This is a genomic window from Heyndrickxia sp. MSNUG, from assembly GCF_049532715.1.
Taxonomy (GTDB): Bacteria; Bacillota; Bacilli; order Bacillales; family Cytobacillaceae; genus Mesobacillus.
Window position 1 is genome coordinate 810,427 of sequence record NZ_CP150978.1, and the last position, 22,447, is coordinate 832,873.

Sequence of the window (22,447 nt, forward strand, 5' to 3'; positions counted from 1 at the left end):
AGATTAATTAATATTATTGGAGTTAATCATGCATAAATATCTAAGTGAAATTGGAGAACATACTGTAGAGATTTCCATCCCATCGGAAATATCTAAGGAATGGCGAAAGTTTTTTGGAGAGGTTGATACAACTTCTGAAGCAAAAAACCTGAAAGTGTATATTTTTCCAGGCTACGGTACCTCTTTTAAAGATTACCACGTAGCAATCAAAAAAGCTGAAGACAAAATCACCTTCCAAAGATCCGACTACCTAATAGAATCCACCCCAGACTACACATCAGCAACCATCCACGTGCACGACGAACTGGCCTTAAAGCATGCACTGATGAACCTCTACAGTTCCTACATCGTCTATCACAACTGGGGCCTATTGATTCATTCGTCATGTGCAATTGAAAATGGCAAGGCTCATATTTTCGCTGGTCATTCAGGCGCAGGTAAGTCGACAGCTGCAGCCTTGTCCCACCCGCGTGAGTTGCTGTCAGATGAAGCAACAATTGTAAAAATCACTCCGGATGAAGTGACGGTGTTTGATTCGCCGTTTCGCAGTGAGCTGCTATCCACAGCTTATCAACAACCGTGTCCACTAGCAGGCATTCAACTTTTACACCAATCTGAAAAAAACAGACTGGAAAAGCTGCGCAAACCGGATGCACTTTTATCGCTTATGGATAAAGTTTTTTACTGGCACCATGACCCCGCTGAGACGCAGCGAATTATGGGGCTATTGCGGACATTGGTGGAGAAAGTCCCGGCATATGAGCTGCATTTTCGTAAAGATCCTACATTTTGGGAGCTGATTTCATAATGGTCCATTTTAAACAAAAAAATAGCTTTGAGGCGACCCATATTGAGGATGAGTGGATCATTCTGGATACAAATCAATTCACGGTTACAAGGCTTAATGAGCTTGGCGGCTTTTGCTGGCTGAAGCTTAGTGAGGCCCAGACGGCTGAATCTCTCAGAGAGGCGATTGATCAGGAATATGGTTCAACTTGTGAAAAAACTTCTATCGATAAGTTTTTATCCGATTTAATGACTTACGGGCTGATTGACCATGCTATTTGACGAGGCAACGATTTGTTTTTTGAAAAGTGCTGTTGAAAAGGACGGGTTTCTTGAGCTGCCGGCACAAGGGAATAGCATGTTTCCTTTAATCCAGAGAGGGGATGTCTGCAGGTTCATTCTATCCAACCCTGACTCTTTGGAAAAAGGAAACATTGTTTTATTCCATACAGAGCACGGCCAGCTGATTGCCCATCGATTTTTACGTAAGGAATTGATTGATGAAAACCAGCATTACATTTTAAAAGGGGATACGAACCTGGGCTGCGACGTTCCTGTTAAGGAAGGGCAGTTAATCGGGAAGCTTTCTTCTATTAAAAAGAAGGACCGTGAATTATCCGTTGAGAATTCCGCAGCGAACCTATGGGGAATGTTCATCCTGTCATTGCCATTCCTGTCTGGGATGCTAAGAAAGTACCTGAACTGGAAAAATCAAAAATTATGGAGCACCGTATGGCGAAAATTGACCAGCTTATAACCCTTGCAAATCAATATTTTTCAATGAAGGATATCCGCAAAACCTTTTCGATGCTGAAACCGTTTTTTCTTAAGCATTGGAAGGCGTATTCGGTACTCCTTTTTTTATTAGGGTTCGATATTTTTTTCACCTTGGCGTTTGCCTGGTTTTTCGGGAATATTACCGATGCGGCGATTCGCGGGGATTTCACCGAACTGAAAAAGCTGATTCCGATTGGAATTGGGCTTACCATCCTGAATATCATTTCAAATTTCTTTGATATTTATTTTGAAACGATTGCTTCCAACGGCTTGAAAAAGGATTTGAAAGAGCATTTATTCAAGCATATTCTTCGCCTGAGAGCAGGCGATGCCTCTAACATTCGTTCTGGCGACCTTCTTTCGTATTTCACCAATGATATTCATAGTATTGATGGTGTTACGGGAAGCAGTTTGATTAGTTTAATCCGTCTGCCAGTCACCTATATTGCGGTCCTCATTTATTTATTTCAAATCAATTGGGTTTTATGTATGATCAGCGTCCTGATTGCTCCAGTTGCGATTGTTGCTGGCGCTGGTTTTGGCTTGCTTCTGAAGCGTAATGGGCGGAAGCTTCACAGGTTAATTGCCGATATTAACAACACCTTGAATGAGACGTTCCAGGGAATTCAAGTTATCCGATCGTTCACACTCGAAAAGAAGATTTTTGAAAAATTCGCACGGCAAAATGATGACTATTTTAAATTAGAGCTGGAAAACGCAAAGCTTCAAGGCTGGTATTATTCAGGCGGATATCTAATCAGTTCTGTCGTTTTTCTGACCTGTCTTTCGCTTGGTGCGTATTTTGTCTATGAAAAAGAAATGACTATTGGTTCTTTGCTGATTTTTACAAATTTAGTAGGTTATCTTGTCAACCCTTTGACTGGGCTCGCGGGGCAGTGGGCCGGCTTTCAAAGATCAATTACTGCAATTGAGAGAATGATTGATTTGGTCGAAAAGCCTTTGGCCTCAACTGAACTGCCAACTTTCACTCCTGTAAAAAAGAATGTAAAATCAATTGAATTTAAAAATGTAACCTTTGGCTACGATGAAAACAAAACGATTTTTTCTAACTTAAATTTGCAAATACCTCCTGGCAAAATGATTGCCTTAGTTGGACCGAGCGGGGCAGGGAAAACGACGTTGTTCAACCTGCTGCAGGGTTTTTATCAGCCGCAGTCGGGAAAGATTTTAATAGATGGATTGTCATCAGATGAAATGACGCTGTCAGAATTAAGAAGCGCGATTGCTCATGTTCCTCAGGAGACCTTTCTATTTGCAGGAAGTATTCGTGACAATCTGTTAATGGCCCGGCCAGGGATTACAGAGTTGGAAATAATCGAGGCGGCAAAGCAGGCGTGCATTCATGATTTTATTATGGGGTTGGCTGAGGGATATGATTCTGAGATTGGCGAACGCGGGATTAAATTATCTGGCGGGCAGAAGCAGCGGATCGCGATTGCCAGGGCAATTTTAAAAGATGCGCCGATTCTTCTGCTGGACGAAGCGACTTCTGCATTGGATAGCAGTACTGAATCTATGGTGAAACAAGCGCTGGAACATTTGATGACAGGGAAAACAACCATTGTCATTGCCCACAGGTTATCCACAATTCAGAATGCTGACTTAATTGTCCTGCTGGATGAAGGAAGAATTGTTCAGACAGGTACCCATGAAGAACTGATTGCACAGGATGGCTTATACAGGAATTTGAATACAATCAAGCCGAAAAAATCAGAACATTTATATGTTGTATCAAAGTGATTGGAGTTTTGAGAAATGACAAATCAATTGCTGGAAGCACTGTATTTGAAAGAAACGGCTTTGCCCATTGATGAATCCTATTATAAAAAACACATAGATAATAAAGATTTCGATTCCATTGCTCCACAGCTCTACCATTTGTTAAAAGAACAAGATCGACTCGGTGAAGTACCAAACGTTTTCTATCTATATTTGAAAAAGCACTTCTTTCAAACAATGCTGCTTAACTTATTTGTAAAACACCAGATGACTCAAATTCTTCATTCCTTTGAAGAGAACGGTTTAGAAGTCATTCCACTTAAAGGAGTTTTTTTGGCAGAATCCTATTTTGGAAATATTGGCGCCAGACGGACTTCGGATATCGATTTGCTGATTAAGTACCGTGATCTTGAGCAGGCGATAGATATGATCAAGCAGCTTGGTTTCACAACAGAAGAGGAGAAAATCCCAGGCCATTTTCATTGCAGCTACAGTAAACAGCTGCCTGGATCGGAAATTCCTTTGGTTGTTGAACTGCATTGGGATTTGCTGAAGGAGTCGACTGCGAATTTTAATATTGAGGATTTTTGGCATGAAGCTAAACCGTATGGGAAAACGAGTTTTATCAAAGAGTTGAGCAGTTTCCATGTGTTTTACATGATTGTCCTTCATGGCTGGCGGCACAACCTCGACTCCTATAAATATTATTTGGATATTATCCATCTTATTCATTTTTTAAAAGATGAACTAGACTTTGCAAAATTAATGGAAACAGCTAAGGTCCATAAAACTCAAAGAAGAATAATCCGAACACTTACAGCGGTCTATCAGGAATTCCCGTTTTTGGATAAAATAAAGCCTTTTCCATATAAAGCGAATAAGCAATATTTGTATTTAAGCGAGAAGAAGGATGGGCTATCTTTTTACAAAAAATATGCCGATTATATCGACTATCAATATTTCAGCTACGATTCATCCAGCCACATGGTAAAGGAAATCCTGTCAACTATTCTTCCAGCAAAGAAATAGTATGATCAGGCCAGAGGATGGGAAAGTAATTATAAAAGGAAGGTGATTCATTTGGTCCTGTTATTCTATTATTTATCCCTCCTCAATCTTGCCGATGCATTCCTGACCGTAGTCGGAATTGAAAACTCGCTCATTACAGAGGCAAATCCGCTGATGGAGAGGTTATATTCTCTGGACCTTAGTCATTTTATTCTAATTAAGCTTAGTCTATCTCTTGCTTTATTGTTGTTTATCTTTTATAAAAAAGTGCCGGAATCTCAGATAGTAAAAGCTCTCACACTGTTTGCTGCCATATGTTATACCTTCGTATTTGGTCTCCATGGCTTCTGGCTGGTCCGATTAATCTGATCAGCCAGGGCTATATTTTTCTCCTCTAATATATACCTCAAAAAGTTCACTTCTTTTTACTATTTCCATAACAAATATCCCATTATTAAAGAGGCGTATAATTTCCTTATCTTTTATAAAAAGGAAGGCGCATTGCAAATGTTTCACACGCTCAAACATAAGCTGTTCTCCGGGATTACGGTCTCGGTTGTTGCGTTGCCATTGGCATCGGCTCTAGTATTTTTATATTTTAATGTATTAACGCGCTGGGGGTCAGACCCCCGGCAGGTTAATGCGTCAGTGTAATAAAGTGAAACTTCGAAATTGTTTCAAAAAAAGTTTGCCAATATTTTCCCTAACGGTTATAATTTGAAAGTACTTATCAAAGGAGGCAGTCGAAATGATTGACATTACTGTAAAAGCTCAAGCAATTTCATATGTTTCACCTTCGGCCTGCCTGTATTGTGTGTAGTTAAGCCTATTTTTGCCTAAAATAGCTGCGTCAACCACAGACTGCATGTCTGTGGTTTTTTTGTGCTTAAAAAAACGAATGTATGTTCTTGAGTGAAAGGGATGATTAAATAAATGATTTCTGTTGAAAATTTAAAAAAGGAATACAAGTTAGTTAAACGGGATCCTGGTCTTAAGGGAGCGGTCAAGTCGCTTTTTAACAGGAAGTATGAAACGAAGCATGCGGTGAAGGGGATTAATTTTACCATAGAGCAAGGTGAAACGGTTGGCTATATTGGTGCGAATGGCGCTGGAAAGTCAACGACTATCAAGATGCTGACAGGAATTCTGACACCGACATCTGGCAAAGTAACGGTTAACGGTCTGGTCCCTTACGAAAACCGCCAGAAGAACGCGGTCAACATTGGAGCGGTGTTTGGACAGAGGACGCAGCTGTTCTGGGATATTCCGGTGCGTGAATCTTACAATCTCTTGAAGCATATTTACGAGATTCCTGAACATGAGTATCAGGAGACAATTGGTATGTTCACAGAGGTATTGAATCTTGAGCCGTTGCTGGGTATCCCTGTCAGACAGCTTTCTCTTGGACAAAAAATGCGCTGTGAACTGGCTGCGGCTTTCCTTCACAGACCGTCTGTTGTCTATCTTGATGAGCCGACAATTGGGCTTGATATTGCGGTAAAAGTAAAGATACGAAAGTTTATCAAAGAAATGAACCAGCGCTGGGGCACAACAGTGCTGCTGACTACACATGACATGCAGGATATTGAGGAAATCTGTGAAAGGATCATCATCATAGATGGCGGCACGATTTTGTATGATGGTGGCCTGGATGAGATTAAAAAGCAGTTCGGACAAAAGCGGGTTATCCATTTTGAATTGGCTGATGCAGAAAAATTTGTGCTGCCAGCAACACTTGAAGGAGTGGTTTCTATTTTACCGAATGAAGAAGAAACGAAGGTCAGTCTTTCATTCGACCATGAAACGGTGAAAAGCTCGTTTGTCATTTCTGAAATGATGAGTGCATATGAAATTGGTGATTTGAATATTGCCGATCCTAAGATTGAGACGATTGTAGAGGAACTTTACAACAAGCAGGAACAGGGGGGAGAGCATGAGGAAGTATTGGCAAATAGCTAAGGGAAGAATGCAGGAGAGTACTGCCTATTCGGCCTGGTACTGGGCAGGTACGCTGTCATCTGTGATGCGGCTGCTGATCATTTACTTCTTTTGGCAGGCGGTTTACGCGAACCAGTCCACGATCGAAAACATAAATTTAGAAACGATGGTGACCTATATCGTCATTGCGATGCTGCTTCAAGGATTTGTCGGCGGGGTTGGAAATGAACTGGCGGCAAATATTAAGGACGGTCAGGTTGCCATTGAGTTGATGCGACCTTACGATATGATTTTTAAGATGTTTGCGGTCGATGTAGGCAGTAAAATTATGTACTTGATTCAGGGAACGATTCCGATGATTTTGATTGCCTATTTCTTTATGGATCTATCATTCCCTAAATCGCCGGAGACGATCATTTTATTTGTGCTCAGTGCGCTTGCTGGTATTTGGATTGGGACATTTTTTGATTTCCTTGTTGGGGTGCTTGCCTTCTGGACGGTCAATGTGTGGGGAGTTCGTGTGCTGAAGGAATCGTTGATCACGTTTTTCTCAGGGGCACTCGTGCCAATCACATTATTTCCGGACTGGCTGCGTACGATAACTGAATTTCTTCCGTTCCAGGCGATGGTGTATTTGCCTGTATCGATTTATTCCGGGTTGATTACAGGAACTGATGCCTATTTGGCCCTTGGAATTCAGTGTTTTTGGCTGGTGTCATTGTACGTGTTAGTAAGAGTAATCTGGACACAGGCAATTAAGCAGATTACGATTTTTGGAGGTTAGGAGGGGATCATATGCGTCGTTATACGAGATTATATTGGGAATTTGCGAAGAGTCATATGAAGGTGATGATGGAATACCGAATCGACTTTTTGATTGGGATCGCCTCGGTCATGCTTGAGCAGTTCGCCTCCATCTTTTTTGTAAAAGTGGTCTTTGACCACATTGAGCAAATCAATGGATGGAACTTTTACGAAATTCTGTTCATCTACGGAATCGCGGCAACAGGACGGTCAATCCACCAGATTTTCTTTGATAATTTATGGACGTTGGGCTGGCAGTATATCAGGCCGGGGAAACTTGACCGGTTGCTGATAAGGCCTGTGAATCCATTGTTTCACGTTGTGGCAGACCGGCTGCATCAGGATGGATTTGGTCAGCTGATTATCGGATTATTCATACTGGGAACAGCCATTCCGCAGCTTGATCTCGTCTGGGGAGCTGCGGAAATTGCGATGCTCGTCGTGATGGTCATTTCTTCAGGGCTGATCTTTGTAGCAATCAACTTGTTCTTTGCTACGTTCAGCTTCTGGATGATCGACAGCCTGCCAATCGTATGGGCAGTATTCAACATGAGCGACTTTGCGAGATACCCGCTGACGATTTATCACAAGGGCATCCGCATGTTCCTGACATGGATCATCCCATACGGCTTCACAGCATTTTATCCAGCAGCCTATTTCATCGATAAATCAGGCTACAAAGAATTCGCCCTGTGGACACCAGTCGCAGCCATCGTCTGCTGCGTCATCGCCTACGCCTTCTGGAACAAAGGCCTAAAAGCCTTCGCCAGCACAGGCAGCTAGGGTGAAGAGTTAGGTGCTTTAGCACACTACCGCGCCGGGGACGCATCACAGCAGTGGGGGTCTGACCCCCACTGCTTTAATGTGTTAAAGCTGGCCCTTTGTTTGTCGGGTGATAGATATAAATACGTTTTATATCGGATTGATGCTAAATTTTCTAATAGATATGATGTAGATATATTCTGAGGTTGATAGGGGTGTTCTGGATGTTGGAAAGGATGTCGGTTAGGGAGGTTTGGCAGATGATTGAAGGGGTTATGAAAGATAATCCGGAGCCGATTCGGGGATTAAATGTCATTTATCAGTATGAAATCACTGGTGAGGACAGCGGCACTTTTCAGCTGGTAATGGACAATGGCTCTGCAAGGGTAATTGAAGGAGCAATGGAATCTGCAGATTGTACCCTAAGGCTCTCAGATAAAAACTTCAAGAAGATGATTGAGAACAAGCTGAACGGAACGGCAGCCTTCATGACAGGGAAGTTGAGGGTCCAGGGTAGCATGGGACTTGCGCTGAAGCTTGAGACCATCCTTAATGAATATAATTTGAGTGAAACTGTATAAAAACAATGGATCAGGCCTTTAAGGATCTGGTCCGTTGTTTTTTTTTATATGTCATAAAAAGAATCTATGAATCTATAAAGAACTTCTATTGAAAAAGCTTTTCATTTTATGACAAATAGTAACAAAATATGACACACCCTGATATAATAAGGCTAGAAAAAAATGTTACTATTTTACTTAAGGAGATTATGAATGGAGCAATTTAAAAGAAATACAGCCTTGATTTATGAGGAAGTAAAAGCTGTTAAGGTTTTTTTATGGACTTTTTATATAATTTTATTACCCTATGACTTGGCCTACTATTATATCTTTCCACATTTTAGTCATGAGACAACTGGATTTCCTTCAGGCGGAATGGGATTCTTCTTTCACTTCCTTCTTTTTTCTCTACTACCGGTAGCCATTTATTTAGTTAACAAAGGCATGCCCGAAAAAATAAAATACATATATTTCTTTTCCTTTGTTCTTTTAGATATTATAAACAATATTATGATTTACTGGGGTACTAATAAAGAATTTAGCAGTGGACATATATTAGAAGTTTATTTTATATTATTCTCACCTATTTTTGTGAATAAGCGTTTCTTTTGGGTTATTACCCTTGGATTTTTCTTTAAGTACTTAATCACCGGCCTAATTTTCCAATCGGCTAAAGTACTTTTTGCCTTAGGATTAATATTTTTTATTGCAGTGATTGCTTGGATTTTGTTAACTCGTTTTCAATCCTATGTAAATGCCATCAATGAGATTAATGAGGACATGAGGCAAAAAGATAAACTAGCTATTATTGGACAAATGGCAACTGCTATTGCCCATGAGATAAAAAATCCGTTATCTTCTTTGAAAGGTTTCACTCAGTTGCAGCAGGAGAAAGATAAAGGTGATGATCAATATTATCCAATCATGCTTAATGAAATCGACAGGATTAATGCAATCGTTACAGACCTTTTAATCTTGGGAAAGCCCAATACAGCATTAAAGAGCCAAAGTAATTTGTTGGACATTATTCAGTATGTTATAAAAATAATGGAGCCTCACGCTCAGAGAAAAGATATAAATATCAAACTTGATGTCAGTGATTCTTGCGTTATTTTGTGTGATCAAAATCAATTGAAGCAGGTTTTTATTAATCTCATTAAGAATGCTATCGAAGCAATGCCCGGGGCAGGAACAGTAATCATTTGTTCTAACAACAAAAAGGGTTTTGTCGAGGTTACAGTAATAGATGAGGGATGTGGAATAGAGCAAGAGAAGCTAGCTAAGCTCGGAGAACCTTTCTATACAACCAAACAAAATGGCACAGGATTAGGTTTAATGGTTACTAAAAAAATTATTGAAGAGCATAACGGAGTTTTCAGTATAGAAAGTGAACTTGGTAAAGGGACTGTTGTTACTATATCACTACCTTTATCAAATTCCATGTAGAAACATCTTAGATTAATGAAATATTATCCATCAAATAAACCAAAAGGACTATTCTTAGAATAGTCCTTTTGGTTTATAATGGAGAAAAATGTCGATGATTGACGAATCGAAGGTAGGAAAATAGTAACGATTTAATTTAATTTAATTTAAATCTATTAAACCATTTTTTTTTTTGGCGATATGAAGGTAAACAACGTCTAAGGTAATTGACCAGAATCGGGGAATTAAGATGCAAAACATAATAAAAGATTCATCTTTAAACCATGAAGAAAAAAGGGCCATAAAGTGGTTTTTGGCTTTGTTTTATATGATTTTTCTTTCTTTTGAAAGTTTTTATTTTTATATTTATCCAAATTTTATTACTAAGCAGGAATTTCAACCCTTTGACAATACGAGATTTTATTATTACTTCTTAATTATTTTGTTAATGCCCATTGTAATAATTATGATGAAAAAAGGGCGGCTTTTTTGGGTAAAATACTTTTTCTTTATTACTTATACTATTCTAACTACGTTATATGATTCATTAACTTACTTTGGAAGTGGGTTAGAATATAAAAGTGGGAATATTGTGGAAGTTTTTTTAATCCTTTTTGCGCCTATTTTTGTAAATTCACTCTTCTTTTGGGCAGTATCTCTTGGAACAATGTTTAAATATGTTTTTATTGGTTTATTGTTACAAACCACTGCTGTAATATTTCCAGTTGCACTGATAGTAATACTGTCAATGTTAGGATTTATTATATTGAAACGCTTCAAAGGGTATGTTGAGGCAATAAAGACATCATATGATAACCAACTTTCAGGGATTGTAAAAGGTGTAATAGCTACTATCGAACTTAAAGATCCTTATACGAGAGGGCATAGCGAAAGGGTTGCGTTTTATGCAAACTCATTAGCAGCTTTGACTGGAAAATATTCATTAGATCAACTTAGAACTTTTACATATGCGTGCTTACTCCATGATATAGGAAAAGTAAACATACCAGATTCTATCCTAACGAAACCAGGCAAACTAACAAAGGATGAATATGAAGTAATAAAAACGCATCCTGTGGTAGGTGCTGAAGCTATTATCAAAGTAAGAGGACTCGGAGAAAGTATAGACGTTATAAAGTCCCATCATGAAAGATGGGATGGGAAAGGCTATCCAGAACAGCTAAAAGGAGATGAGATTCCCTTCTTAGCGAGAATTGTATCGGTCGCTGATGCATTTGATGCTATGACTTCATCGCGTTCTTACCGCTCGGCAATGCCTCTTGAAGAAGCATATAAAAGGATAATAGAAGGAAAAGGTACACAATTCGATCCCCATTTAGTGGAACTGTTTAAAGAGGTTTTTCCAGAATGGATTGCATTTCATATGAAATATAATTGGTCCGAAGCTCTCCCTATTCAAAATAACATTAGTTGTAGGGAGGTGATATTATGAAAATCCGTAAATTAAAAAAAGTAAAAACAACTTGCTGGTGGTGTGCATATTTACCTTAAATAATGGGAGGGGTGTTAGCGTATTGCTGCATCCCTATTTTACTAAATGGGTGATTATATGAATTTAAGCTATGCGACAAAAGTTTCCTTGCGTCCGTTGAACATAAAAAAAGATAAAAACCACTATATTGTTGAAGATATTGGTTCGGAAGAATTTTACGAGATGCCTATACCCTCTGTCGATGCAATTGAACTGATTAACCAATCTATCAATCTAGAAGAAATTGAATGTACTCTCAAGCTTAAATACCCAGAAGATGAAATCGACATACTGGAATTCGTCAACCAGTTAGTTGAGTTTGAATTGGTAAGCAAACTTGATGGAAAAGAGATTACTAGAAGCAATGGACCTAAGGGGGAATTAGGATATTCATGGATTCCTGTCAACCTCGGCAAATTCTTCTTTAATAAAATAACCGTCAAGCTATACATAGCTTTCCTTGCTGCCAGTGTTGGTCTGCTAATTTTAAAGCCGAATTTATTCCCACAATACAAAGATCTATTTGTCTTCGATCTCATGATTGTAAACGTTGCAGCATGGCTAATCATCACCTTCCTTCTTGTTATCCTTCATGAATTCGGGCATGTGCTGGCGGTCAGGTCGGAGGGGCTGCCTGCGAGGATTGAACTCGGTCATCGGCTATTCTTTGTTGTCCTTGAAACGGACATGTCTCAGGTGTGGAAACTGCCTGCGAAAAAGCGAAATAAGCTGTACCTTGCTGGTATGTATTTTGATATGGCCGTATTGTTCATCGTTTTAACAGCGCAGTTTTTCATGAGTGAAGAATCAATCCTGACAGGGTTGCTGAAATTAGTAGTACTGGATACTTTCATCCGTCTGGTGTACCAGGCAACGGTGTTTATGAAAACGGACTTATATTATGTGTTCGAAAACTGGACGGGCTGTTATAACCTAATGGAAAATGGCCAGAACTATTTAAGTAAATGGCTGCCATTCCTTAAAGTCAGCCGTACAGAAACTTTTGCAGGAGAAGAAAAGGTTGTTCACGGCTATGCTATTTTCTATCTGGCAGGAGTCCTCCTGACGGCTGCCATCACTGCCTATTACTACATCCCGCAACTTATTTTTTCCATAAATCACATCATGCTGCCTGGTCTAACAGAACCATTGAATAGCCTGCGTTTTTGGGATTCGGTTGTCTTTTTGCTGCAAATCATCCTGATGCTAGGTTTGCTCCTTTACTCATGGTCAAAAAAATACCGTTTAAGCAGTTAAAAAGACAGCCGGAGGGCTGTCTTTTGTATTAATTAAAATTCGTTACATAATCAATCAAAATATCTTTATAAGTCTCAATCGACTCAAGTTCCACAAACTCATCGTCCCCATGCCAGTTTCCGCCGCTAGGGCCAAATTCAATTGCAGGAATTCCATGAGCAGAGAAATGCTGGGTATCAGCAGCCCCATGCTGGCCAAACAGAACGGCTTCGCCACCAATATGCTTCTCCAGCACAGGTCTCAGCTGAGTAATAAACCGATTATCCTTCTCTGTTGCAACTGGAATGCCATGGAGTCCAACACGGACTTCCCCGCCTGAAATATTTTCGATTTGCTGAATAATGACATCTGGGTTTTGCCCAGGAAGATACCTAATATCCAGGGACATGACACAGCGGTCTGGCACTTTATTAAAAACCTCTCCGCCAGAGATGATGGCAAGATTAACAGATGGGAATGGGTAGAACTCCGAGTTTTCTTTTGTAAAGGGCAGTTCAAGAAGCTTTTCATAAACCTTATAAGCCTTTACAATCGCATTCTCACCTTCCCATGGCCGGCTACCGTGGGCGGATTTCCCGCTTATTTCCACTTCAAGCCGAAGAACCCCTTTTGCCTGGAGGGCAATCCCTAGCTGGGTCGGCTCTGAGCAAATGACAAAATCACCGCGATAGCCATTTTCGACTAAATATCCCGAACAATTAAAACCGCCGATTTCTTCATCCGAAACAATTTGAAGCTGGATTTTCATTCCAAGCTTGCGATCTTTCAATTCCTTCATCGCGGTCATCATGGCGGCGACGCCAGCCTTCATGTCCGCTGCACCACGGGCATACAAACGCCCATCTTTTTCAACGGGAATAAACTGTTCCTTTTTACCCGAAACGACATCCACATGTCCATTGAAAACAATTGTTGTATCCCCGGTGCCAATCTCGCACACGAGCATTTTATAACCGTTGTTTTCGATTAAATCAGGCTGAAGTCCATGTTCTATCAGCCACTGTTTGCAAAACTCCACAGCCTGATTGGCACCTTCCTTTGTAGAGCTGTCAATAAGCAGTAGTTCTTTTAGCAATTCCTTCATAATGCTCAACACTCCTAATATAAGTATCTATCATTACATTACCACTAGTGATTGGTTTAAACCTTATAAATAAATGGTAGGACTTTCTGAGGAAAAATGATAAATATATTATTCGCAAACTTTGACTTCATTCGAGGAGTTTTTACAAATATTAGGAATTAAGTCCTGATGCTTTACGCGATTTTTACAAAATTTTAAGAAAATTCAGGTCTATCAGTCCATATTCGCTCTCTGTGAATCCTACTATAATTAAATTCGTGTGCTACCAATTTATTCAATAAGGAGATGGATTTCTTGAGAAAGCCTTTGCGCAAGTTTGGAAAATCTGTTGTTGCGACAACAATGGCATTATCCGTTTTGGCAGGACCAGTTTCATGGAAAACAGTTGCGGCTGCTAAGCCTGACAAGGCAGGAAAGCATGAAGTGCAGCTGCGTATTCTCGGAACGACAGATATTCATACGCATTTATATAATTATGACTATTATAAGGATACAGAAACCCTTGAGTTTGGATTAGCAAAAACAGCTACATTGATTAAAAAAGCAAGAGAAGAAGAGGCAGGAAAGAATAACCTCCTTTTCGATAATGGGGATTTAATCCAGGGAAATCCGCTTGGCGATTATAAAGCAAAGGTGGACAAGCTTGAAGATGGTGAATTGCACCCTGTTTTCAAGGCTATGAAACTATTAGATTATGATGGGGCAACAGTTGGTAACCATGAATTTAACTATGGTTTAGACTATCTTGACGAAGTCCTGGATGATGCACCGATGCCATATGTGAACGCAAATGTTTACAAATATGATGGCGATGAGAATCCAGATAATGATGTTAACTATTTTAAGCCTTATAAAGTTTTTAATAAAAAAGTTACAGACGAGAGCGGCAAAACACAGGTTATTAAGATTGGTGTAGTTGGCGCTGTAACGCCGCAAATCGTCCAGTGGGACAAAGCGAATCTGGATGGCAAAGTTATTACGAAAGATATAGTTAAGTCAGTAGAGGCACAAATTCCTAAAATGAAGGAAGAAGGCGCTGACATTATTATTGCACTTGCACACTCGGGAATTGGCGACGAAAAGGTCGTTGAAATGGAAGAAAACGCAGCATACGACCTGACAAAGGTTGAAGGAATCGATGCGATCATTTCAGGGCATAACCATTTGAATTTCCCTGGCGCATTTGTTGGACTTCCAGGTGTAGACCAAGAAAACGGAACAATCAATGGTGTGCCTGTTGTTATGCCAGGCAACTGGGGTAACCAGCTAGGTGTCATGGACTTGACGATTGCCAAAGAAAAGGGCAAATGGAATGTCAAAAGTTCAAAATCTCAATTAAGAGCGATTTATGATAAAGCCAATAAGAAAAGTCTGGCAGAAGCAGATAAAGCTATCTTAGATGCTGTAAAAGAAGACCATGAAGGTACTGTTAATTATGTTCGTCAGCCTGTCGGAACAACTACAGCTGACATCCATAGCTATTTTGCACTGGTACAGGATGACCCATCAATCCAAATCGTAACAAACGCACAGAAATGGTATGTAGAAAAGCAGGTAAAAGGAACTCCTGATGAAAATCTGCCAATCCTTTCTGCAGGTGCACCTTTTAAGGCTGGCGGAAGGAATGGCGCAAGTTACTATACGTATGTACCTGAAGGAACGATTGCGATTAAAAACGTTGCAGACCTTTACCTTTATCCGAACACAGTTTCAACGATCAAAATTAAAGGTGCAGACGTAAAGGAATGGCTTGAAATGTCTGCAGGACAGTTCAACCAAATTAATGAGTCGGTTAGTGGAGAGCAAAATATCGTTAATAATGCTTTCCCTACTTACAACTATGATGTCATTGATGGCGTGACTTACGAAATCGATGTAACTGAACCAGCAAAATATGATATGGATGGCAACCTTAAAAATGCCGATGCAAACCGTATCAAGAATTTAAAGTATAATGGTGAACCGATCAATCTGGATCAGGAATTCCTGGTTGTAACTAACAACTATCGTGCAAATGGAAATTTCCCAGGTGTGAGAAATAAGTCAGCTGTAGAAATGTATCCAGATGAAAACCGTCAGGCCATCATCGATTATATTCGTGAAGTAGGAACAATCGATCCTTCTGCTGATGGAAACTGGAAATTCTCTTCTGTATTGAATGATGTGAACGTTACTTTCGATTCCGCTTTGGAAGCAGTAAATGCTATTGGTGAGGGCAGCAACATTGAATACGTAGGACCAAGCGCAAACAATTTTGGCAAGTATTCTATTAAACTGCCAGTTACAAAACCTTTTGAATTGCAGCTTTTAGGAATCAATGACTTCCACGGACAGCTTGATACGTACAATTCAAAAATCAATGCTGGTGGAATTGAATATCTTGCAGCATATTTGAAGCAGCGTGAAGCCCAAAACCCTAACACATTGATGCTGCATGCTGGGGATGCTGTTGGGGCAAGTTCACCTGTGTCAGCGTTATTGCAGGATGAACCGACAATTGACATCTTAAATAAACTTGGCTTTGATGTTGGTACTGTTGGAAACCATGAATTTGATGAGGGTGTAGATGAAATGATGCGCCTGATCAATGGCGGCAGCCACCCGAAAACAGTTGAAAAGTATGGTGTATTTGAAGGTGCAGACTTCCCTTATATAGCTGCTAACCTAGTTGATGCAGCTACAAACAAAAATATTCTGCAGCCATATCACATTGAAGAGGTAAATGGAGTACCGATTGGTTTCATCGGGATCGTTTTGTCCGATACGCCAAGTATCGTGATTCCAAGTGCTGTTAAAGATGTGAGATTTACAGATGAAACGGAAGCAATCAATAATTACGCGGCGGAATTAAAAGCAAAGGGCGTTGAAACCATTATCGTTTTAGCTCACAACCCTTCTTCATCAGCAGCGGATGGATCTAATGCTGCAGACGAACTTGTTGACATAGCTAAAAATGTAGATGACGAAGTTGACGTGCTTTTTGGCGGGCATAACCATGCATACACTAACACAACTGTAGATGGCAAATTGGTTGTACAATCTTATTCTTATGGCACTGCATTTTCTGATGTAGATCTTTTGATTAATCCAAAAACAAAGGATGTAATGACGAAGAAAGCGGAGATTGTCACTACATACCGTGACAAAATTACGCCTGATGCTGAAATCAAGGCATTGCTTGATAGCTATGTGGCAGATGTGGCACCTATCTTGAATGAAGTAATTGGAACAACTCCTGAGTATATCAGCCGTGACACAAACGCTGCTGGGGAATCGGCAATGGGGAACCTGGTTGCAGACGCAATGCGCGCGCAAACAGGCACTGACTTTGCCTTTATGAATTCTGGCGGAGTTCGTGCTGATATCGATGCAGGTCAAATCACGTGGAAGGAAGCTTTCACAGTACAGCCTTTCGGCAATGATCTTGTAAAAATGAATGTTACTGGAGCGCAGATTAAGACTTTGCTAGAACAACAATGGGGCAGCAAAGTTCGTATTATGCCTATTTCTGGCTTGAAGGTTTCATATGATGATGCAAGAGCTGCTGGAGACCGAATCGTATCAATCTTGAAAAATGACGGAACTCCTGTTGAAATGAATCAAACCTACTCTATAACAGTCAATAACTATATGGCTGGCGGCGGAGATGGATATGCAATCCTTGCAACGATCACTGACAAGACAATTGATGTAGTAGATTTAGATGCATTCGTAAACTATATCAAGGCAAAAGGTAGTGTGAATCCTCAAATAGAAGGCCGTGTAACAAAGTTAAATTAATAGATTGGCAGGAAGGGCGCAATTTGCGCTCTTCTTTTTTTTAACTTATGGCGAATGAAAATTACTATTTTTCGCTATTTTCCATTAATTTACTTATAGTCCATTCGAATCAAATTTAGCATTCCGAAAGAAAATTTCCCAATCAAGAAGTTTACTAAAATAGTTTTATTTACACTAATTTCAAATATTTGGTTGGGCATAAAGACCAATAAGTTGCATAAATATGGTAAACTTCAACTTTTCTATCTATTTTTACAGGTAATTGTTACTATATTTTAAAAATTTACAATATTTCAAAACCTTGCTAAAATTGCAATCAGATTCTTCAGAAAATATGAAAAATCGAAACTATTGAAATAGCAGGGGGAATTCTCTTGAAGAAGAAAAATTCATTAAAGGTTCTATCCAGCATGGCGGCAAGCGCTGTTTTTGCTTCCACATTATTTGCTGGTACGTTTGCAGGAACGACTGCGGCTCCAAAACATGCAGCTGCTTCAACAACGCCTGTATCCGCACCGATAGATTTAAATATTGTCGACCAGGATCGTTTGGCAAAAGCCTTGCAGGAAAGAGGATTGATTGCTAAAGGTGCTTCTCAAGCTGAAGTGACTAAGGCAGTACAAAAGTATATTAAGCAAAAGCAAGGCGAAAAGCCAGGACAAGCTGACAAGGCTTTAACTAAGGAGCAAAAAGAGTTTGATAATAAGGCGAAGGATTTCGTAACAAAGCAAAAGGACAAGCTTAAAAAACAGCTTGACAAGGGTCACGAAAACTTTAAAAAGGGAAAGCCGACTGGTGCAGTCAAAGTTGATTCTGCAAAGCAAGCTCCTTATAACGGTGATGTGCGTGAGGATGAGGTTCTAGTCCTTCTTGTAGAATATGCAGACTTCAAGCACAACAACATTGAACAGGAACCAGGATATATGTATTCTGATGACTTCAACAAAGAACATTATGAAAAAATGTTGTTTGGTGACGAAGATTTCACCCTTTTCAATGGTGAGAAAGTAAAAACGTTCAAACAATATTATGAAGAGCAATCCGGCGGAAGCTATACAGTGGACGGGAAGGTTTCTGACTGGCTGACAGTACCTGGAAACTACAGTGACTATGGCAGCGACAATCCTGAAGGTGGCCATGATAACAAACCAGGAACAAAAGGACCTCGCGGATTAGTAAAGGATGCTTTGAATGCAGCTGTAGCTTCAGGCATTAACTTGGCAGACTACGATAAGTTTGACCAGTATGACCTTGATGGGGACGGAGATCAAAACGAACCGGACGGCTTGGTCGACCACTTAATGATTCTGCACGCAGGTGTTGGACAGGAAGCTGGCGGCGGAGCACTTGGTGATGATGCGATCTGGTCACATCGCTGGAATTTGGGCGGGGTTTATTCTGTACCAAATACAAAGGCAAATGTTGACTATTGGAAAGAAGGAAGAATGGCTGCATTCGATTACACAATTGAGCCAGAAGACGGTGCAGTCGGCGTATTCGCTCACGAATTTGGACATGATCTAGGTCTTCCAGATGAGTATGACACTCAGTACACTGGCCAAGGTGACCCTGTTGCATCATGGTCCATCATGAGCGGCGGAAGCTGGAACGGCAATATCGCAGGAACGGAAGCACCAAGCTTCTCTCCGCAAAATAAAGAGTTCTTCCAAAAGACAATTGGCGGCAACTGGGCCAACATTACGGAAGTAAACTACGAAGACATTGATAAAAATGGTATGGCAGCAGTCATTGACCAGAGTGTTACGAAGTCCAAGAATGCAGGTATTGTAAAAGTTAACCTTCCTAAGAAGGAAGTGAAGGGAATCCAGCCTGAGTTTGGCAGCAAGTACTATTACAGCCAAAAAGGTGATGATCTTCATACTGCGTTGGAAACTCCTGAGTTCGATTTAACAAATGCAGCAAACGCTGAATTTAGTTACAAAGCGAACTATGAAGTAGAATTCGATTATGACTATGTATATGTCACTGCAGTTACTGCAGATGGCGAAGAAGTAGCAGTTGATAAAATCGGCGATACTAACGTTGCAGATGGAATGGATACTACTAAAGGCGAGTGGGCAGATGTGAAATATGATCTAAGCCAATTTGCCGGCAAAAAAGTAAAACTTGTATTTGAATATGTAACAGATGGCGGTTTGGCTCCTGAAGGCTTTGCAATGGACGAGTTGAAGCTGACAGTTGATGGAGAAGAAGCATTCGCTGATGGCGCTGAAGGCGATGCGGCTGTTTCGCTTGATGGTTTCACACAATCAAATGGAATCTTCTTAAAAGACCACTACTACTACCTAGAGTGGAGAAACTACGCTGGTTCTGATAAAGCACTTCTAGCTGGCCGCGGCGTTAAGTACAATACAGGAATGGTAGTCTGGTATGCGGATGACTCATTCACAGATAACTGGGTTGGTGTCCACCCGGGTGAAGGCTTCTTAGGACCAGTCGATTCACATCCAGAAGCGATCGTTGGAACACTAAATGGCCAACCATCAGTAAAACAAAGTACACGATATCAGGTAGCAGATGCTGCATTCTCAATGGATCAGACTCCTGCATGGTACATCGATTCTCCGTCACGTGGAATCTTTGACTACAAAGGACTGCCAGGTGTAACGCAATTTGATGATTCAAAATCTTACATGAACGAATTGATTCCAGATGCAGGACGCAAGGTTCCACAATTAGGCCTTAAGTTCCAGGTTATCGGCGAAGCGAAAGACAACTCAGCCGGTGCTGTCTGGATCCACAAATAAGAAATTACTAAGAAGGACATCGGGCTTTCGCCTAACAGGATCTCCTTTAAGAGTGATAAACTAAATAATTAAAAGACAGACCAAATAGCATTTTATTGGTCTGTCTTTTTTTTATTGATATGGCTCTTTTTAAGCTGAATGTTTTCGCTGTTTAAGCTGCTATTTTTATGTTTATAGTGAATGCCTAATGAAATAGGTTAAAAGGGCTTAAATGAGAAGTGTCGAATATACTTAGAAAAGCAAAATTTTCGGAGGTTCTCAAATGAAAAGAAATTTTGTCATTTTATCTATTTTCACTATTATTTTAATAACGATTACCGGATGTTCAAATGAAGTCCCTGAAGAGTTTGACTTAAACCAACTGACTAGAGTAGATGTTCAAATATTCACAGGTGAAAACAGCGACAATGAAACAATCATTACAGAGGAAGAAAACATTAAAGCTTTAAGAGGGTTATTTGCAAAAATAGAGTGGGAACAGAACGTAAAGTCTGAAATGGCTAGAAAAGAAGATGTGAAAGCCACTTTGTTCTTCACGACTGATAAAAATATGCCAGAAAGATTATTTGATTATTTTATATGGTTTAATCAAGGCGTGGCATCAGCAACGATTGTTGACAGAGAAAAGAAGGCTTTAGGAACCTTAGACAAAGAAGATGCCCAAAAACTAAAAAATATTCTGGTGGAAAATTAAAAGAGCAGGTATGCCTGCTCTTTTTGTTTGACTTAGTATGGTAATATATTTGGGATTTTAATATCAATTTAAACATACAATCTTTGAATCGACTATAAAGGTAAGTGAGGAAGAGCTAAATAAAGATCAATGTTTTATCCCGAAAACTAAAGCTGTAATCTCCATCACGGCTTTTAATTGCAAAACCTCACGGCAATACTGGACTTATGAATCCGTTTTAGCTAGTATCATTACTATGAAGATTTAAGTTGAAGGAGAAAATTATGTCAGACACTCAACAAATTATTGCTCAATTGAAACCGTTCCTCCAGCAGGCCTGGGAAAAAGCAGGCTTCCAAACGTTAACTTCTGTTCAGTCCACAACGCTTCCTTTAATAATAGAAGGAAAAGACGTGATTGCGGAATCGCCGACTGGTACTGGCAAAACGCTAGCATACCTGCTTCCGGTTTTAAATAAAATCGATCCGAAGATGCAGAATACACAGGCAGTCATTTTGGCTTCCTCGCAGGAGCTCGTCATGCAAATCCTTTCTGAAATCCAGAAGTGGGGAGAGGGCACCGAGCTTAAAGCGGCTACTCTTATTGGCGGAGCCAACCTGAAAAGGCAGATTGATAAGCTGAAGAAGAGCCCGCACATCATTGTCGGGACACCTGGCAGGACATATGAACTGATCAAGCAGAAAAAGCTGAAGATGCATAAAGTCCAGACGGTTGTTCTTGATGAAGGGGATCAGCTGCTGACTCCGGAGCACAGCGAAACAATAAATAACATCATCAAGGCTACACTGGCTGACCAGCGCCAGCTGCTTCTTTTTTCCGCGACTCTTCCACCGGCTGTTGAAAAGTCGGTTAAAAATTTGGCGAAAGATCCTGAAGTGATCAAGGTGAAAAAAGACGAAACGATCGAGGCTGCAAACGTGGACCACATCTACTTTGTCAGCGAGCAGCGCGACAAAATTAAAATTCTTGAAAAAATCGCCCGACTTAAAGGGGTAAAGGCACTTGTTTTTATAAAAGATATCGCCAACCTCACAATCGCAGCTGACAAGCTGAAATTCAAGGACATCCATGTCGGCCAGCTTCACAGTGACCTTGGGAAGCAGGACCGCCAGCGTTATATAAAGAAGTTCCGAGAAGGCGACAGTGAAATGCTTCTCGTCACGGATATCGCAGCTCGAGGACTCGATATTAAAGGCGTGACCCATGTTGTCCATTTTGACCTTCCAAGGGAACTGGACCAATACATCCATCGTTCAGGCAGGACTGGTCGTTTTGGAGCAGAAGGAACCGTCATCTCCATCGTCAACGAACGTGAAGAGCGCGATTTGAAGAAGTTCTGTAAAGCGCTCAATATTGAGCCAGTTTTAGCAGAATTTTATCAAGGTAAAATGGTTGAAGCTGCAAAATAATATTTCGTAAAGCTGCGGGGAAACCTGTGGCTTTTTTTATTGTGGGTTTAATGCTGCTTGGAGCGAAAACAATGGGCAAGTTTATCAAAGCCTTTTTAAAAAAGGACTTTCAATAAAAATTAAGAATATATATGTGTAGTTTAAATTGGAAAGGAACCTAAAA

General features: G+C 40.3%; 19 protein-coding genes. 17 read left to right on the forward strand and 2 right to left on the reverse strand.

What is annotated here, in order from left to right:
• Nucleotides 1–28: 28 nt before the first annotated feature.
• The 6 genes from AABM38_RS04015 to AABM38_RS04040 are packed head-to-tail and all read left to right on the forward strand — an operon-like array spanning nt 29 to nt 4,680.
• Nucleotides 29–808: a hypothetical protein gene (locus AABM38_RS04015; protein WP_423409251.1), complete on the forward strand. Its 780-nt coding sequence runs from the start codon at nt 29–31 to the stop codon at nt 806–808.
• Nucleotides 808–1,068, forward strand: coding sequence for a PqqD family protein (locus AABM38_RS04020; RefSeq protein WP_423409252.1), 261 nt, complete (start codon nt 808–810; stop codon nt 1,066–1,068). The genes AABM38_RS04015 and AABM38_RS04020 overlap by 1 nt, the downstream gene beginning before the upstream one ends.
• A complete protein-coding gene (locus AABM38_RS04025) occupies nt 1,058–1,543 on the forward strand; it encodes a S24/S26 family peptidase (protein ID WP_423409253.1) in 486 nt (161 codons plus the stop codon). The genes AABM38_RS04020 and AABM38_RS04025 overlap by 11 nt, the downstream gene beginning before the upstream one ends.
• A complete protein-coding gene (locus AABM38_RS04030; RefSeq protein ID WP_423409254.1) occupies nt 1,429–3,324 on the forward strand; it encodes an ABC transporter ATP-binding protein in 1,896 nt (631 codons plus the stop codon). Before AABM38_RS04025 ends, AABM38_RS04030 begins: the two co-directional genes overlap by 115 nt.
• A 15-nt stretch (nt 3,325–3,339) precedes the next feature.
• Nucleotides 3,340–4,332, forward strand: a complete 993-nt coding sequence (locus AABM38_RS04035; protein WP_423409255.1) for a nucleotidyltransferase family protein — start codon at nt 3,340–3,342, stop codon at nt 4,330–4,332.
• 51 nt (nt 4,333–4,383) lie between these two features.
• Nucleotides 4,384–4,680, forward strand: coding sequence for a DUF5658 family protein (locus tag AABM38_RS04040; protein ID WP_423409256.1), 297 nt, complete (start codon nt 4,384–4,386; stop codon nt 4,678–4,680).
• Here AABM38_RS04040 and AABM38_RS04045 read toward each other — a convergent pair whose 3' ends face one another.
• Nucleotides 4,681–4,839, reverse strand: a complete 159-nt coding sequence (locus AABM38_RS04045; RefSeq protein ID WP_423409257.1) for a hypothetical protein — start codon at nt 4,837–4,839, stop codon at nt 4,681–4,683.
• Between the two features lie 405 nt (nt 4,840–5,244).
• On the opposite strand from AABM38_RS04045, the gene AABM38_RS04050 reads away from it, so the two are divergent.
• From AABM38_RS04050 to AABM38_RS04080, 7 genes are all read left to right on the forward strand, one after another.
• Entirely contained in the window at nt 5,245–6,270 is a 1,026-nt protein-coding gene (locus AABM38_RS04050) for an ABC transporter ATP-binding protein (RefSeq protein ID WP_423409258.1), read from the forward strand.
• Nucleotides 6,245–7,033, forward strand: a complete 789-nt coding sequence (locus AABM38_RS04055) for an ABC transporter permease (protein WP_423409259.1) — start codon at nt 6,245–6,247, stop codon at nt 7,031–7,033. The genes AABM38_RS04050 and AABM38_RS04055 overlap by 26 nt, the downstream gene beginning before the upstream one ends.
• 11 nt (nt 7,034–7,044) lie before the next feature.
• A complete protein-coding gene (locus tag AABM38_RS04060) occupies nt 7,045–7,836 on the forward strand; it encodes an ABC transporter permease (protein WP_423409260.1) in 792 nt (263 codons plus the stop codon).
• A 203-nt stretch (nt 7,837–8,039) separates the two neighbouring features.
• The gene (locus tag AABM38_RS04065; RefSeq protein ID WP_423409261.1) at nt 8,040–8,396 is read left to right on the forward strand and encodes an SCP2 sterol-binding domain-containing protein; all 357 of its coding nucleotides are present in this window, start codon (nt 8,040–8,042) and stop codon (nt 8,394–8,396) included.
• A gap of 192 nt (nt 8,397–8,588) precedes the next feature.
• Nucleotides 8,589–9,821 carry an ATP-binding protein gene (locus tag AABM38_RS04070; RefSeq protein WP_335375324.1) on the forward strand — a complete coding sequence of 411 codons (1,233 nt, stop codon included), beginning with the start codon at nt 8,589–8,591 and terminating at the stop codon, nt 9,819–9,821.
• A 229-nt stretch (nt 9,822–10,050) separates the two neighbouring features.
• Nucleotides 10,051–11,253 (forward strand): HD-GYP domain-containing protein, encoded by a 1,203-nt coding sequence (locus AABM38_RS04075; RefSeq protein ID WP_423409262.1) that lies wholly within the window; start codon nt 10,051–10,053, stop codon nt 11,251–11,253.
• A 117-nt stretch (nt 11,254–11,370) separates the two neighbouring features.
• Nucleotides 11,371–12,549 carry a hypothetical protein gene (locus AABM38_RS04080; RefSeq protein WP_423409263.1) on the forward strand — a complete coding sequence of 393 codons (1,179 nt, stop codon included), beginning with the start codon at nt 11,371–11,373 and terminating at the stop codon, nt 12,547–12,549.
• Between the two features lie 28 nt (nt 12,550–12,577).
• Here the strand turns inward: AABM38_RS04080 and AABM38_RS04085 are convergent, their stop codons facing one another.
• Complete coding sequence (locus AABM38_RS04085; protein WP_423410645.1) at nt 12,578–13,636, reverse strand: M20 family metallopeptidase; 1,059 nt, start codon at nt 13,634–13,636, stop codon at nt 12,578–12,580.
• 282 nt (nt 13,637–13,918) lie between these two features.
• On the opposite strand from AABM38_RS04085, the gene AABM38_RS04090 reads away from it, so the two are divergent.
• The 4 genes from AABM38_RS04090 (at nt 13,919) to AABM38_RS04105 (ending at nt 22,284) form a co-directional block, all read left to right on the forward strand.
• Entirely contained in the window at nt 13,919–17,413 is a 3,495-nt protein-coding gene (locus AABM38_RS04090; protein WP_423409264.1) for a bifunctional 2',3'-cyclic-nucleotide 2'-phosphodiesterase/3'-nucleotidase, read from the forward strand.
• A gap of 410 nt (nt 17,414–17,823) precedes the next feature.
• A complete protein-coding gene (locus tag AABM38_RS04095; protein WP_423410646.1) occupies nt 17,824–20,181 on the forward strand; it encodes an immune inhibitor A domain-containing protein in 2,358 nt (785 codons plus the stop codon).
• 262 nt (nt 20,182–20,443) lie between these two features.
• Nucleotides 20,444–20,875 (forward strand): hypothetical protein, encoded by a 432-nt coding sequence (locus AABM38_RS04100; protein ID WP_423409265.1) that lies wholly within the window; start codon nt 20,444–20,446, stop codon nt 20,873–20,875.
• Between the two features lie 263 nt (nt 20,876–21,138).
• Nucleotides 21,139–22,284: a DEAD/DEAH box helicase gene (locus AABM38_RS04105; protein WP_423409266.1), complete on the forward strand. Its 1,146-nt coding sequence runs from the start codon at nt 21,139–21,141 to the stop codon at nt 22,282–22,284.
• The last annotated feature ends 163 nt before the right edge of the window (nt 22,285–22,447 follow it).

Bases quoted from the DNA above. Each gene is read 5' to 3' on its own strand.
- AABM38_RS04015 (WP_423409251.1), top strand. From the start codon at position 29: ATGCATAAATATCTAAGTGAAATTGGAGAACATACTGTAGAGATTTCC.
- AABM38_RS04020 (WP_423409252.1), top strand. From the start codon at position 808: ATGGTCCATTTTAAACAAAAAAATAGCTTTGAGGCGACCCATATTGAG.
- AABM38_RS04025 (WP_423409253.1), top strand. From the start codon at position 1,058: ATGCTATTTGACGAGGCAACGATTTGTTTTTTGAAAAGTGCTGTTGAA.
- AABM38_RS04030 (WP_423409254.1), top strand. From the start codon at position 1,429: ATGGGGAATGTTCATCCTGTCATTGCCATTCCTGTCTGGGATGCTAAG.
- AABM38_RS04035 (WP_423409255.1), top strand. From the start codon at position 3,340: ATGACAAATCAATTGCTGGAAGCACTGTATTTGAAAGAAACGGCTTTG.
- AABM38_RS04045 (WP_423409257.1), bottom strand. From the start codon at position 4,839: ATGTTTGAGCGTGTGAAACATTTGCAATGCGCCTTCCTTTTTATAAAA.
- AABM38_RS04050 (WP_423409258.1), top strand. From the start codon at position 5,245: ATGATTTCTGTTGAAAATTTAAAAAAGGAATACAAGTTAGTTAAACGG.
- AABM38_RS04055 (WP_423409259.1), top strand. From the start codon at position 6,245: ATGAGGAAGTATTGGCAAATAGCTAAGGGAAGAATGCAGGAGAGTACT.
- AABM38_RS04060 (WP_423409260.1), top strand. From the start codon at position 7,045: ATGCGTCGTTATACGAGATTATATTGGGAATTTGCGAAGAGTCATATG.
- AABM38_RS04065 (WP_423409261.1), top strand. From the start codon at position 8,040: ATGTTGGAAAGGATGTCGGTTAGGGAGGTTTGGCAGATGATTGAAGGG.
- AABM38_RS04070 (WP_335375324.1), top strand. From the start codon at position 8,589: ATGGAGCAATTTAAAAGAAATACAGCCTTGATTTATGAGGAAGTAAAA.
- AABM38_RS04075 (WP_423409262.1), top strand. From the start codon at position 10,051: ATGCAAAACATAATAAAAGATTCATCTTTAAACCATGAAGAAAAAAGG.
- AABM38_RS04080 (WP_423409263.1), top strand. From the start codon at position 11,371: ATGAATTTAAGCTATGCGACAAAAGTTTCCTTGCGTCCGTTGAACATA.
- AABM38_RS04090 (WP_423409264.1), top strand. From the start codon at position 13,919: ATGGATTTCTTGAGAAAGCCTTTGCGCAAGTTTGGAAAATCTGTTGTT.
- AABM38_RS04095 (WP_423410646.1), top strand. From the start codon at position 17,824: ATGGCGGCAAGCGCTGTTTTTGCTTCCACATTATTTGCTGGTACGTTT.
- AABM38_RS04100 (WP_423409265.1), top strand. From the start codon at position 20,444: ATGAAAAGAAATTTTGTCATTTTATCTATTTTCACTATTATTTTAATA.
- AABM38_RS04105 (WP_423409266.1), top strand. From the start codon at position 21,139: ATGTCAGACACTCAACAAATTATTGCTCAATTGAAACCGTTCCTCCAG.